The organism is Pseudomonas paraveronii (assembly GCF_963681955.1).
Classification (GTDB): Bacteria; Pseudomonadota; Gammaproteobacteria; order Pseudomonadales; family Pseudomonadaceae; genus Aquipseudomonas; species Aquipseudomonas paraveronii.
This window is the reverse complement of sequence record NZ_OY817130.1, coordinates 5159538-5173179: the sequence shown is the minus strand read 5'-3', so window position 1 is coordinate 5173179 and position 13642 is coordinate 5159538. Positions and strand designations below refer to the sequence as shown.

General features: G+C 60.0%; 12 protein-coding genes. 7 read left to right on the top strand and 5 right to left on the bottom strand.

All coding sequences use genetic code 11. The features are described from left to right. Nucleotides 1-2: 2 nt before the first annotated feature. The 3 genes from U5A08_RS23860 to U5A08_RS23850 all read right to left on the bottom strand — a co-directional run bounded on the left by U5A08_RS23860 (nt 3) and on the right by U5A08_RS23850 (nt 3817). A complete protein-coding gene (locus U5A08_RS23860) occupies nt 3-1718 on the bottom strand; it encodes a proline--tRNA ligase (RefSeq protein WP_321848884.1) in 1716 nt (571 codons plus the stop codon). 208 nt (nt 1719-1926) lie between these two features. Continuing rightward, nucleotides 1927-3459 (bottom strand): AmpG family muropeptide MFS transporter, encoded by a 1533-nt coding sequence (locus tag U5A08_RS23855; RefSeq protein ID WP_247396826.1) that lies wholly within the window; start codon nt 3457-3459, stop codon nt 1927-1929. Between the two features lie 43 nt (nt 3460-3502). Next, nucleotides 3503-3817 carry an MGMT family protein gene (locus tag U5A08_RS23850; RefSeq protein WP_253400438.1) on the bottom strand — a complete coding sequence of 105 codons (315 nt, stop codon included), beginning with the start codon at nt 3815-3817 and terminating at the stop codon, nt 3503-3505. Between the two features lie 192 nt (nt 3818-4009). On the opposite strand from U5A08_RS23850, the gene U5A08_RS23845 reads away from it, so the two are divergent. The 5 genes from U5A08_RS23845 to groL all read left to right on the top strand — a co-directional run bounded on the left by U5A08_RS23845 (nt 4010) and on the right by groL (nt 8634). Continuing rightward, entirely contained in the window at nt 4010-5017 is a 1008-nt protein-coding gene (locus U5A08_RS23845; RefSeq protein ID WP_247399708.1) for a DUF481 domain-containing protein, read from the top strand. A 101-nt stretch (nt 5018-5118) separates the two neighbouring features. Next, nucleotides 5119-5850 carry a HugZ family pyridoxamine 5'-phosphate oxidase gene (locus U5A08_RS23840; protein WP_321848881.1) on the top strand — a complete coding sequence of 244 codons (732 nt, stop codon included), beginning with the start codon at nt 5119-5121 and terminating at the stop codon, nt 5848-5850. A gap of 67 nt (nt 5851-5917) precedes the next feature. Continuing rightward, nucleotides 5918-6394 carry an FxsA family protein gene (locus tag U5A08_RS23835; protein WP_017846113.1) on the top strand — a complete coding sequence of 159 codons (477 nt, stop codon included), beginning with the start codon at nt 5918-5920 and terminating at the stop codon, nt 6392-6394. A gap of 246 nt (nt 6395-6640) precedes the next feature. Continuing rightward, nucleotides 6641-6937 (top strand): co-chaperone GroES, encoded by a 297-nt coding sequence (locus tag U5A08_RS23830; RefSeq protein ID WP_017846112.1) that lies wholly within the window; start codon nt 6641-6643, stop codon nt 6935-6937. 50 nt (nt 6938-6987) lie between these two features. Continuing rightward, nucleotides 6988-8634 (top strand): chaperonin GroEL, encoded by a 1647-nt coding sequence (groL, locus tag U5A08_RS23825; RefSeq protein WP_253398564.1) that lies wholly within the window; start codon nt 6988-6990, stop codon nt 8632-8634. 105 nt (nt 8635-8739) lie between these two features. Here the strand turns inward: groL and U5A08_RS23820 are convergent, their stop codons facing one another. Together U5A08_RS23820 and U5A08_RS23815 are read right to left on the bottom strand one after the other, a co-directional pair. After that, nucleotides 8740-9477: a phosphatase PAP2 family protein gene (locus U5A08_RS23820; RefSeq protein WP_253398562.1), complete on the bottom strand. Its 738-nt coding sequence runs from the start codon at nt 9475-9477 to the stop codon at nt 8740-8742. Between the two features lie 50 nt (nt 9478-9527). Then, nucleotides 9528-11477, bottom strand: a complete 1950-nt coding sequence (locus tag U5A08_RS23815; RefSeq protein ID WP_321848877.1) for an LTA synthase family protein — start codon at nt 11475-11477, stop codon at nt 9528-9530. Nucleotides 11478-11681: 204 nt separating this feature from the next. Between U5A08_RS23815 and colR the strand changes: the two genes are divergently transcribed. Then, the gene (gene colR / locus U5A08_RS23810) at nt 11682-12365 is read left to right on the top strand and encodes a two-component system response regulator ColR (RefSeq protein WP_016975511.1); all 684 of its coding nucleotides are present in this window, start codon (nt 11682-11684) and stop codon (nt 12363-12365) included. After that, entirely contained in the window at nt 12355-13635 is a 1281-nt protein-coding gene (locus tag U5A08_RS23805) for a sensor histidine kinase (protein ID WP_253398557.1), read from the top strand. Before colR ends, U5A08_RS23805 begins: the two co-directional genes overlap by 11 nt. Nucleotides 13636-13642 lie beyond the last annotated feature (7 nt).

Here is a 13642-nt window from a genome sequence, read left to right as displayed (position 1 = left end):
TTTCAGCGACGAATACGCGCCTGAAGGAAAGACAGCACGTCAGCCACCGGCAACGGTTGGGCTTCGGCTTCGGTCCGGCTCTTGTATTCCAGATTGCCATCAGCCAGGCCACGGTCGCTGACCACGATCCGGTGCGGGATGCCAATCAGTTCCATGTCGGCGAACTTGATGCCTGGGCTGGTTTTCTTGTCGCGGTCATCCAGCAACACTTCAAAACCGGCGGCCGTCAGTTCGGCATACAGTTTGTCGGTGGCTTCACGGACCTGCTCGGTTTCATAGCGCAGCGGCACCAGGGCGACCTGGAACGGCGCCAGGGCGTCACTCCAGATAATGCCTTTCTCGTCGTTGTTCTGCTCGATGGCAGCGGCAACCACGCGCGATACGCCAATGCCGTAGCAACCCATTTCCAGGGTGATCGGCTTGCCGTTTTCGCCCAGCACTTCGCACTTCATCGCCTTGCTGTACTTGTTGCCCAGCTGGAAGATGTGCCCGACTTCAATGCCGCGCTTGATTTCCAGGGTGCCCTTGCCGTCCGGGCTTGGGTCACCGGCGACCACGTTACGCAGGTCGGCCACGGTCGGCACCGGCAAGTCGCGTTCCCAGTTCACGCCGAAGTAGTGCTTGTCGTCGATGTTCGCGCCGATACCGAAGTCGCTCATCATCTCGACCGAACGGTCGATGATGATCGGCAGCGGCAGGTTCAGCGGGCCCAGGGAACCGGCACCGGCGCCAATGGCGTCGCGCAGTTCGGCATCGGAGGCCATGACCAGCGGGCTGGCCACGCCAGGTTGCTGGGCCGCCTTGATCTCGTTGAGTTCGTGGTCGCCACGGATCACCAGGGCGATCAGCTTGCCGGCTTCCTCGGCGTGAACGATCAGGGTCTTGATGGTCTTTTCAATCGGCAGATTGAATTTTTCCACCAGGGCCGCGATGGTCTTGGTGTCCGGGGTGTCCACCAGGCGCAGCTCTTCAGCCGGCGCTGGACGGGAGGTTTCCCGTGGCACGGCTTCGGCTTTCTCGATGTTCGCCGCGTAGTCGGAACCGTTGCTGAACACGATATCGTCTTCGCCGGACTCGGCCAGTACGTGGAACTCGTGGGAGCCGGCGCCGCCGATGGAACCGTTGTCCGCTTCAACCGGGCGGAATTTCAGGCCCAGGCGCGTGAACACGTTGCAGTAGGCGGTGTGCATGCGGTCGTAGGTGACCTGCAAGGACGCCTGGTCGGCGTGGAACGAATACGCATCCTTCATGATGAACTCGCGGCCGCGCATCAAGCCGAAGCGTGGGCGGATTTCATCACGGAACTTGGTCTGGATCTGATACAGGTTGAGGGGCAGCTGTTTATAGCTGCTCAACTCGTTGCGCATCAGGTCGGTGATCACTTCTTCGTGGGTCGGGCCAGCGCAGAAGTCGCGGCCATGACGGTCCTTGAAGCGCAGCAATTCCGGGCCGTACTCTTCCCAGCGCCCGGATTCCTGCCACAGCTCAGCCGGTTGGGTGCTCGGCATCAACACTTCCAGAGAACCGGCAGCGTTCATTTCTTCGCGAACGATGGCTTCGACCTTGCGCATCACCTTCAGGCCCATGGGCAGCCAGGTGTACAGGCCAGAAGCCAGCTTGCGGATCATACCGGCGCGCAGCATCAGCTGATGGCTGATCACAACCGCGTCGGAAGGCGTTTCTTTCAGTGTGGCGAGCAAATATTGACTGGTACGCATGGTAGGCCGTTGTCGGTTGCTTGGACTTGAAGTGACTTGGGATTGTACGGGCGCAAACTGCCGCCGTACAGGCATCAGGACGCAGAGCTGTTTGTAGGAGCGAGCTTGCTCGCGAAGATCGTCAACGATGACGCGGGAAACCGGGATAAACGCGGTGTCTGTGACTTCTTCGCGGGCAAGCTCGCTACAGCTACAAGGGGAGGCTCTGTCAGTCTTCTGCCGGCGGGTTCAAGCGAATCCGCCGGTTTTCCTGGAACCAATGCAGTGCAATCAGCAGCAACGTCGGCACGCCCAGCATGCAGGTGATCAGGAAGAAGTTGTGATAGCCGAACTTCTCCACCATCACCCCCGAATACCCGCCGATCAGGCGCGGCAGCAACAGCATGATCGAGCTGAGCAACGCGTATTGGGTGGCGGAGAACTTGAGGTTGGTCAGGCTCGACAGGTAGGCGACAAACGCCGAGGTGGCGAGGCCTGAGCTGAAGTTATCCATGGAGATGGTGAAGATCAGCATCTGCAGGTCCGGGCCCATGTCGGCGAGCACCACGAACAGCAGGTTGGTGCCGGCCGAGGCAATGCCGCCGATGAGCAGGATCGGGAGGATGCCGAAGCGCACAATCAACAGGCCACCCATGCCGGCGCCGAGCAGCGTCATGATCAGGCCGAATATCTTGCTGACCCCGGCGATCTGGTCCTTGGTAAAGCCCTGGTCGATATAGAACACGTTGGCCATCACGCCCATCACCGTATCGGACATGCGATAGGTGGCGATCAGCCCGAGCAGCAGCAGCGCCTGCCAGCGGTAGCGCAGAATGAAGTCGTTGACCGGCGTCAGCACCGGCGCCAAGCCTCGGCGGCCCATGGCCGACAGGCACAATGCCGTCAGGGTGATATAGAGGATGGCACGCAGGAAGGCGCGGTCTTCCATCAACAGTTCCCACAGGCTTACGCCGTGGAACAGCACGCTGGCGAAATCGGTGTTGTACAACTGGGTGAACATCGCCGGCACCGACACCAACAGCACAATCAGTACAAACACCGACATCAATTGGTGCATGAAGCTGTAGCGCCCCGCCTGCAACTGGGTCCGCAGTGGCACATTGGGCTCGCGCATAAACAGGGTGGTCAGCAACGCCGGAATCATCAGTGCGCCGAACAGCACATAGGTGCCGGTCCACGCCGAGTGTTTATAGTTGAAACCGGTAGAGCCAAAACCTTCGGCAAAAAACAGCGCGCCGGCCGTGGCCAGCAGGGCGGCGATGCGATAGCCGGACATGTAGCTGGCGGCCAGGGCAGCCTGGCGGCTGTCATCGGCGATTTCCAGGCGATAGGCATCAACCGCAATATCCTGGGTAGCCGAAGCGAAGGCGACGATCACCGCGATAGCGATCAGCCAGGACAAGTGTTTTTGCGGGTCGCAGAACCCCATGCCGATCAATCCGAGGATCACCAGCGATTGGGCCAGTACCAGCCAGGAGCGACGACGTCCGAGTTTGCCGAGCAGCGGCAGGCGCCACTGGTCGAGCAGTGGCGACCACACCCATTTGAAGGCATACGCCAAACCGATCAGGCTCGCATAGCCGATGGTCTCGCGGGCCACACCGGCCTCACGCAACCAGACCGAAAGCGTCGAGAACACCAACATGTAAGGCAAGCCGGCGGCAAAACCGAGCAACAACAGCACTAACGTCGAGGGGCTGGCATAGGCGGCGAGCGCGGCGCGCCAGGTTTTACGGGGCATGGGCTGGAGTCTGCCTCAGATTCACGGAAACAAAGCGCGCACTCTAACCGCTGTGCTCTACCGGGCGCCAGCCATGGCGCTGAATATCCACGCGGTTGTTCAGGATAACGACACCTTCGCTGCGTAAACGCGCACGTTGTTCGTCGCCTGAGGCGCTGCCCACCGGCAGGCTTATCCGACCACCGGCACCCAGCACGCGGTGCCAGGGCAAGCGCGTGTCTTCGGGCAGTTGGCTCAGCGTGCGCCCGACCCAGCGCGCCGCGCGCCCAAGCCCTGCGAGGTGCGCCAGTTCGCCGTAACTCACTACGCAGCCTTTGGGGACTTGCGCCAGCGTCAGGTACAGCGCGGTGCGGCGCATCTCGGCAGGGCTTTGCGGGGCTTCGGCGGGTTGTTTCACGGTGGGGATATCCGTTCAGAGCGTCGGTTGTTTGTAAGAAACGTCTGTAAATATGCAGATGAGAACTGAACTCAACACAATTCCTTGAGTCAGTCCTAGCTATCTAACACGATAACGCCTCTTTTTCGCCAACCCTGAGCCCCCTATCTGCTTATGTTGTCCAGAACCTTGCTGTGCCTTGCTGTTTTCAGCGCCTCCACCCCCTTGCTTGCCGATACGGTCTGGTTAAAGAACGGCGACCGTCTGACCGGCAAGATCAAGGTCTTCGACGGTGGCAAGCTGCTGATCCAGACCGACTACGCTGGGGCTATCCCAGTGGACTGGAAGCAGGTGAAAACCCTGGAGAGTGATCAGGAATTGCTGGTCAAGCAGGATGCCTACACCGGTGAGAAAGCCAAATCCTTGCAGGCGGCGGACGATGGCAAAGTGGTGCTGGCCAATGGCGAGGCGCCCAAGACGGTGGAATTGGCCAGCATCCAGCAGATCATCAAGCCCAAACCGGTGATCGAAGACCTGGTGTGGAAAGGCAACGTCGACATGGCGCTGGACTACAAACGCGCCGAGAAAGACACCAACGACTACGACATCGACTTCAAGACCTCCGCCCGCCATGGCCAATGGCGCCACACCGGGCAGGGCGAGTACAACCGCGAATTCCAGGACGACGTCACCACCACCGACAACTGGGCCCTGGAATATGACCTCGACCGTTTCATCACCGAGCACTGGTTCTGGCAGGGTCGCCTGACCTACAAGCGCGACAAGGTGGAAGACCTGTCGCGCCAGCGCACGGTCGGCACCGGCCCGGGCTACCAGTTCTGGGACGATGAACTCGGCGCATTCTCCCTGGGCTCGCTGGTCAACCGCACCGATTACGAATATTCCGACGGCGGCAAGGACAACTTCTATTCCTTGGCCATGAAGTGGGACTACAACCGCTACCTGATCGGCAAGACGGTTGAGTTCTTCACCTCCGGCGAATTGGGCAAACCTATCGGCGGGCCGGCCGAATACGCCCTGGATGCGGAAATGGGCCTGCGCTACAAGGTCACCGAGTGGGCGTCGCTCAATCTCAAGGCCGAGCGTGACGTGATCAGTGGCGACTCGGAAAGCAGCTTGAGCAAGACCCGCTACACCGCAGGGTTTGGCGTGGCCTGGTAATCGGCCTCAAGCCCGCTGGCAACCTGCGCGGTTATTGATTACCTTGGCTTGAGATCCATTCCCATACGCCATGGGCGACTGAATTCCCGAGGAGTCATACGTTGAGCGCGCACGTTGTCAAAAACGCCCGAGAGCTGTTGCTCAAGGAATACCGTGGGGCTCTCTCCACATTGTCCAAAGCCATGCCCGGCTTTCCCTTTGGTTCGGTCGTGCCGTACTGTCTGGACGAGCAGGGCCGGCCGCTGATCCTGATCAGCCGGATTGCCCAACACACCCATAACTTGCAGAAAGACCCCAAGTGTTCGTTGCTGGTCGGCGAGCGTGAAGCGGATGACGTGCAGGCGGTCGGGCGCTTGACTTACCTGGCCGAAGCCGAGCAATTGCAGGACGCTGCTGCGATTGACGCGGCTGCCGAGCGCTATTACCGCTACTTCCCTGAATCGGCCAACTATCACAAGGCCCACGATTTCGACTTCTGGGTGCTCAAGCCGGTACGTCACCGCTATATCGGCGGCTTTGGCGCGATTCACTGGCTTGACCAGTTGACCCTGGGCAACCCGTTCGCCGGCCCGGCCGAGCGCAGCATGGTTGAGCACATGAACGCCGATCACACCAAGGCCATCGCCCATTACGTCGAGTTGGCCGGCTTGCCCACCCACGAACCGGCGCAATTGGCCGGGATCGACAGCGAAGGCATGCACCTGCGCATCGGCCATGCGCTGCACTGGTTGCCGTTCGCTGAATCTTGCAACACGCCGACACAAGTGCGCGAGGCCCTGGTTTCATTGGCTCATGCTGCGGTCTGGCCGAAAAAAAGCGCCGCTGAAGCTTGAATTCACGAAATGGCGACGTCATCTAAGGTGGACTGGCAAGGCAATCTTGCGTTGAGGAAACCATTTGATGCGCCCTTTTTTATTGCTCTTTCTGCTGTTCCCGGTGTTGGAGCTGTTCGTATTCGTAAAAGTCAGTGGTGCGATCGGGTTTTTCCCGGCGCTGCTGCTGATCATTCTCGGCTCGATGCTCGGCGTTCTGGTGCTGCGCGTCGCCGGTCTGGCCACGGCGTTGCGTGCCCGTGAAAGCCTGAATCGCGGTGAATTGCCGGCACAAACCATGCTCGAAGGCCTGATGATGGCCCTGGCCGGAGGCCTGTTGATCCTGCCAGGCTTTATCAGCGATGTGCTCGGCCTGGTCATGTTGCTGCCCTTCACCCGCAAGCTGCTGGCGGGCAAAATGCGCCAGCGTGCCGAAGAGGCTGCGATTCGCCAGCGCGCGTTCGCCGACGACCTGCAACCCCGTGGCGGCCCGGCTCCGCGCCAGCCGTTGGGACGCGAAGGTGATGTGATCGAAGGTGAGTTCGAGCATCGCGACAGTAAATAACTGCTTCACTGGCACGGCACCTTCGGGTGCCGTGTTGTTTTTATGGGCTGGCAGACGCAAAAAAATTCATCCCCGGCCCCTTGTAATATGCTTATGCGCCCTTATGTAACGGTCACCGCAAGGTTTCTGGTGGCAACACCAGACAGACTTCCGCGTTTCGCCCTGCGAACCGCGACCGGCACCGCCGGATTAAACCTGCCGGTACTGACACCGGCCGATGAAAAACACAATTAGGAGAGATCGACAATGAGCAAGCTTCGTCCTCTGCACGACCGCGTCGTTATCCGTCGCAGCGAAGAAGAAAAGAAAACCGCTGGCGGTATCGTTCTGCCAGGTTCGGCTGCTGAAAAAGCCAACCACGGTGTGATCGTCGCTGCAGGCCCAGGCAAGACTCTGGAAAACGGTGAAGTACGTGCGCTGGCCGTTAAAGTCGGTGACAAGGTTGTATTCGGTCCTTACTCCGGCAGCAACACTGTGAAAGTCGACGGCGAAGACCTGCTGGTCATGGCTGAGAACGAGATTCTCGCTGTACTGGAAGGCTGATTTCCCCGCCCATTTTCCCGTTACTACAAAGTATTTAAGGAATATCGATCATGGCTGCTAAAGAAGTTAAATTCGGCGATTCCGCCCGCAAGAAAATGCTCACCGGTGTCAACATCCTGGCTGACGCAGTAAAAGCGACCCTGGGCCCGAAAGGCCGTAACGTGATCATCGAGAAGAGCTTCGGCGCTCCGACCATCACCAAGGACGGCGTTTCCGTAGCCAAAGAAATCGAACTGGAAGACCGTTTCGAAAACATGGGCGCGCAGCTGGTCAAAGACGTTGCCTCCCGTGCCAACGATGACGCAGGCGACGGCACCACCACCGCTACCGTTCTGGCTCAGGCAATCGTCAACGAAGGCTACAAAGCCGTCGCTGCCGGCATGAACCCGATGGACCTCAAGCGCGGCATCGACAAGGCGACCATCGCCATCGTCGCTGAGCTGAAAAACCTGTCCAAGCCATGCGCTGACACCAAGGCTATCGCTCAGGTAGGCACCATCTCCGCCAACTCCGACAACTCCATCGGCGACATCATTGCCGAAGCCATGGAAAAAGTCGGTAAAGAAGGCGTGATCACCGTTGAAGAAGGCACTGGCCTGGAAAACGAACTGTCGGTTGTAGAAGGCATGCAGTTCGACCGTGGCTACCTGTCCCCGTACTTCGTCAACAAGCCGGAAACCATGGTTGCCGAGCTGGAAAACCCGCTGATCCTGCTGGTCGACAAAAAGATCTCCAACATCCGCGAAATGCTGCCGGTGCTGGAAGCTGTTGCCAAAGCCGGTCGCCCACTGCTGATCGTTTCCGAAGACGTTGAAGGCGAAGCCCTGGCGACTCTGGTTGTGAACAACATGCGTGGCATCGTCAAAGTTGCAGCCGTCAAGGCTCCAGGCTTCGGCGACCGTCGCAAGGCCATGCTGCAGGACATCGCCGTTCTGACCGGCGGTACCGTTATCTCCGAAGAGATCGGCCTGAGCCTGGAAAGCGCCACCCTGGAAAACCTGGGCAGCGCCAAGCGTGTGACCATCTCCAAGGAAAACACCATCGTCGTCGACGGTGCTGGCGTAGAGGTCGACATTCAGGCGCGCATCACTCAGATCCGTGCCCAGGTTGCCGAAACTTCCTCGGACTACGACCGTGAAAAACTGCAAGAGCGTCTGGCCAAGCTGTCCGGCGGCGTTGCAGTGATCAAGGTTGGCGCTGGTTCCGAAGTTGAAATGAAAGAGAAGAAAGCCCGCGTTGAAGACGCCCTGCACGCAACCCGTGCAGCCGTTGAAGAAGGCGTGGTACCTGGCGGTGGCGTTGCGCTGATCCGTGCTCTGGAAGCCCTGACCAACCTGACCGGCGACAATGCTGACCAGAACGTGGGTATCGCTGTACTGCGTCGTGCTGTTGAAGCGCCGCTGCGTCAGATCGCTGCCAACTCCGGCGACGAGCCAAGCGTTGTGGTCAACGAAGTCAAGAACGGCAAAGGTAACTACGGTTACAACGCTGCGACTGGCGAGTACGGCGACATGATCGAAATGGGCATCCTGGACCCTACCAAGGTGACTCGTTCCGCGCTGCAAGCAGCTTCCTCCATCGGCGGTCTGATCCTGACCACCGAAGCGGCGATCGCTGATGCACCGAAGAAAGACGGCTCGGCTGGCGGCGGTATGCCAGACATGGGCGGCATGGGTGGCATGGGCGGCATGATGTAAGCCAGCCTTACCCGGCGCCTGAAAAACCCCGCCTGCAGCGATGCAGGCGGGGTTTTTTTATGCGGGCGTGTAAAGGGCGGGCGGTAACTGAAGCGGCTGGCCGGTCTACGTACTCAATGCGCGCACTTCAGACACCCTGACCTTCGAGGGTCGATAAAGTATCAGGCAGTACAGCCCCAGGCAGATCAGCCAACAGAAAATCGCCGTCCACACATTGTGGGAAAAGAAGTGTGCGCCCTGCAGCATGCGGCTCACGGAAAAGACGCCGCCCAGCGCCACGGCGAAGATGAACGCTTTGCGCGCTATCCGCGGCCGCCGATCCCGTAGCGCAAAGAACCAGGCGAACAGCGCGAACCCGGTTGCCGCATGCCCGCCGGGCCAGCAGCGCCCAGGTTTATCGGTGGGCGGGCGGGGGCTCAGCAGTTCGCTGTAGGTTTCCTGGCCACCGAACTCCTTGAGGCTCCACGGGCATTGCACGGCGGTGACGGTTTTCAACGGCGAGACGAACGCCGTGGCCAGCCCCAGGGACAACACCAGGCAGCCCAGTTCGCGGCGGTAAGGCTTGAGCCGCTGGAGGATAAAGGTGCCGGCAAACCCCAGGATGGCCAGCACCGAGAACAGGATGACCAACTGTTTGGCGCGGTCATGCAGGATGTCTTCGAGGAAAAAACTGTAACGCCCGATGAAGCCGCCATCCGCAGCGTTGTAGAACTGCTTGGCGAGGTCCATGTCCAGCGATGTCAGCTCCAGCAAGAGCATCAGGAGCGCAGCGCCGGCGGGTATGCCCAGGCACAGCCAGAAATTGAGAGGTTTGGAAACCGGTACAACAGGGGTGGATTGCATGGTGAACCCTGATAAAAAAGTCCCGTACTTGGCTGTACGGGACGTTTTAGTTAGCGCGTGCTCAATGCCGGGGCCTCTTCCTTAGGGGCCCTCCAGCTCAGCAGTTGTTGTTTGAAATCATAACTGGCGGCCTGGTAGTAGGTGATCGCCCGCTGGATCAGCGGGTCATCGTTGCCGACCCGCAGTTCCTGGCTCTCACCCAGCGCCTCGTTGTGGCGGCGCAGGCCCAGGCGCGGGCTGAGAATCGCCAGGTCTTTGCCGTCGAATAACCCCAGGTGCTGGTAATTACCCACCACGACCCGAGGGGGCAATGGGTTGTCCTGCAACAGGTCGCGGCCAAAGAAGGTCGATTCATAGCTCAGGTTGATCAGGCCCAGCAGGGTTGGCGCCAGATCGATCTGGCTGGCCAGTTGTGCCGATTCCCGTGCGTCGATCAGCTTCGGCGCATAGATGAACAGTGGAATCTGATAGTTGGTAATAGGCAGGTCTTCCTTGCCCGCACTGCCGGCGGTGTGGTCGGCGACGAAGACGAAGATGGTGTTATCGAACCAGGGCTTCTGACGTGCCGCTTCCAGGAATTGGCCGATGGCATGGTCGGTGTACTTCACCGCGCCGTCGCGGCCATTGCCGGATTTGATATCGATGCGCCCTTCCGGATAGGTGTAGGGGCGATGGTTGGACGTGGTCATCAGTTGCAGCAAAAACGGCTGCTGTTTGGCGTAGTCGGCATCGGCCAGCTTCAGGGTCTGTTTGTACAGATCCTCGTCAGCCATACCCCAGGCGTTCTTGAATGAGATTTCCGCCTCGGGCACGCTGCTCTGGTCCACGACGCGATAACCGTTGCCGCTGAAGAACGCGTTCATATTGTCGAAATAGCCACGCCCGCCATACACAAACACGCTGTCGTAACCGATGGCCGTGAGTTGTTGCCCGAGGCTGGCGAAGCCGCTTTCCCGGCCAATACGTTTGACGATAGAGCGTCCCGGCGTCGGTGGGATTGCCAGGGTGATTGCCTCCAGGCCGCGGTCGGTGCGGGTGCCGGTGGCGTAGAAGTTATTGAAGTACAGGCTTTGTTGACGCAAGGCGTCGAGATTCGGCGTGAGGTTGCGCCCGTCGCCATTGCTGCCCATGTATTTGGCGCTGAAACTTTCGATGGTCACCAGCACGATATTGGGTTTGCGCAGCGTGCCCGGGTGGGTGATGGCGCGGCGGATATCCAACGGGTCTTGGCCGATAAAGCGCGCATTGGGCTCGCTGAGTTCGGCGCGCAACTGCTTGGCCACGACCTCGGTCGGCAGGCTCTTGTAGAACTGTGAGTAATCCAGCTCATTGTTACGGAACGCGGCGAAAAACTGATACGGGCCATTGCTCGCCAGTTCGTTCTTGTAGGCGTTGCCGCCTTGGGTGCGCGGGCTGTCCTGGCTGATCAACTGCAGGCTCAGGCCCGCGACGACCAACAGTGCCAAGGCATTCAACAGGCGGTCGCGCGTGGGCGGCAGGGGGGCATTCATGGCGGCATTGAATGGCTTGCGCAGCGCCAGGCTCAACACGATGGCCAGCATCGCCAGCAAACTGAGCAACTTGCCGATGGGGTAGGATTCCAGCAAGTTGTTCAGTACTTCATTGGAGTACACCAGGTAGTCGACGGCGATAAAGTTGAAGCGCACGCCGAACTCATCCCAGAACAGCCATTCGGCCACCGAAGTGAACAACATCGCGAACAGGCTGACAGTGAGTACCGCCTGCAGGAACCAGCGATGGCCACGGCGGCGCCACAGCGCGGGCGGACATAGCAACAGGTACAGTCCCAGAGGAAGCGCGGCATAGGCCAGGAACCCGAGGTCATAAAGCAATCCCACGCCAAACACCGGCAGCAGATTGCCGCCGACTTCATCCAGGTGCGTAATGAGCAGTACGCCGCGGGTGAGCAGGAAAACAACCAACCAGGCACCGGTTACCAACAGCAGATAGCGCATAGGCGCTGTTTTGAGAAACCCCATGTCCAACTTCCTTAGATCGATGGGGGGCGATCTTCGGCCTGGCACTGTAGTCAGTTTGTGAAGCTATAGTGAAAAACTCGTTCAGTGCTCTAATCGGTTGAAATCGTTTATCTGCGCAGCGTTCAGCTCTATCCCTGAGCCCCACTAGGCCTTAAGCTGCGCGAGCCAACACACGGCTGGCACGAAAGTACGGAGACACTGCCCATGCGAATTTTATTGGTTGAAGACAACCGCGATATTCTGGCCAACCTGGCCGATTATCTGGGGCTCAAAGGCTACACCGTGGACTGCGCGCAGGACGGTTTGTCGGGCCTGCACCTGGCCGCCACCGAGCACTACGACCTGATCGTGCTCGACATCATGCTGCCGGGCATCGATGGCTACACCTTGTGCAAGCGCCTGCGTGAAGACGCGCGCCGCGACACGCCGGTGATCATGCTCACCGCCCGCGATCAGTTGGATGACCGGCTGCAGGGCTTCAAGTCCGGTGCCGATGACTACTTGCTCAAGCCGTTTGCCCTGTCGGAACTGGCCGCGCGCATCGAAGCCGTGCTGCGCCGCGCCCAGGGTGGCGGACGCCGTGCCCTGCAGGTGGCCGACCTGCATTACGACCTCGATACCCTGGAAGTCACCCGCGAAGGGCGCCTGCTCAAGCTCAACCCGGTGGGCCTGAAGCTGCTGGCGGTGTTGATGCAGAAAAGTCCCCATGTACTGCGTCGGGAAATTCTCGAAGAAGCGCTATGGGGGGATGATTGTCCCGACAGTGACAGTCTGCGCAGTCACGTCCATCAGTTGCGCCAAGTGATCGATAAACCTTTCGCCAAGCCATTGCTGCAAACGGTACACGGTGTGGGTTACCGCCTGGCCGAGGGTCGTGATGGAGTTTAAGCAAAGCCTTGCCCAGCGGATCATCATCGCCTTTGCCTTGATGAGCGCGTTGGTGGCGGGCGCCTTCGCCATGGGGATCATCGCGACGGTGCATCTGGTGGAAGAGAAGCTGATTTCGGCCGGTTTGGGCGGCGACTTGCAGCGCCTGCTGCTGATGGACAGCGTCGAAGACTGGAGCCACCGACCCGAGCCGGATCAGTTGTTCTATTTCAGCGGCGGGCGCGGGGATTTCGAGCTGCCCAAGGACCTGCGGCACCTGGAACCCGGTTTCCATGAAGTGTTCCGCGAGGCGTTGTCGTACCACGCCATGGTCGAAGTGGTCGCCGGTCGGCGCTATGTGCTGCTGCAAGACCAGAGCGATTTCGAAGAGCGTGAGCGCGTGCTGTTCGCGGTGGTGCTGGTGGGCTTCGTGCTCAGCCTGGCGCTGGCGGTCTTCCTCGGTTGGGTGCTGGCCCGCAAGGTGATGGCACCGGTGGTGCGCCTGGCGCGCCAGGTGCGTCATCGCGACCAGTTGCTCGGCCTGGCGCCGCCCCTGGCGCCGGATTACGCTGCTGATGAAGTGGGCGAGCTGGCCGTGGCCTTCGACGCCACACTGGGCCGTTTGCGCCAGGCGCTGTCCCGCGAGCAGTTGTTTACCAGTGACGTGAGCCACGAATTACGCACGCCGTTGATGGTACTGGCCAGTTCCTGCGAGCTGCTGCTGGAAAACCCGGCCATCGACGAGCGCGGGCGCAACCAGGTGCTGCGCATCGCCAGGGCCTGCGAAGAAATGCGCGAACTGGTGCAGACCTTCCTGATGCTGGCGCGCGCCCAGCACAACGACGCCACCATGTCGCCTCGGGTAACCCTCACGCAGGTGGCGGACGATTTGCTTGGCCTCTGGCGCGAGCCGATCGAGCATAAAGGCCTGCAACTGATCTATCAGCCGGGCAACCCTCTGGATACACGCTACAACACCACCTTCCTGCATGCGGTGATGGGCAACTTGCTGCGTAATGCACTGCATTACACCGAGCAGGGCTTTATCCGGCTCACCCTGGAACCGAGTGGTTTTGTTGTGGAAGACTCCGGCGTCGGCATCCCCGAAGACAAGCGCGAAGCCATGTTCGAACCCTTCGTGCGCGGCAGCGAAAAGCGCGGTGAAGGCCTTGGCCTGGGGTTGTCGCTGGTGCAACGCATCTGCGAGAACCAGGGCTGGAGCGTCAGCTTGAGCACCATGGAGCCCAATGGTTGCCGCTTTCACGTCCAGTTGAGTCAGGTCAAACCCTGACCTTGCG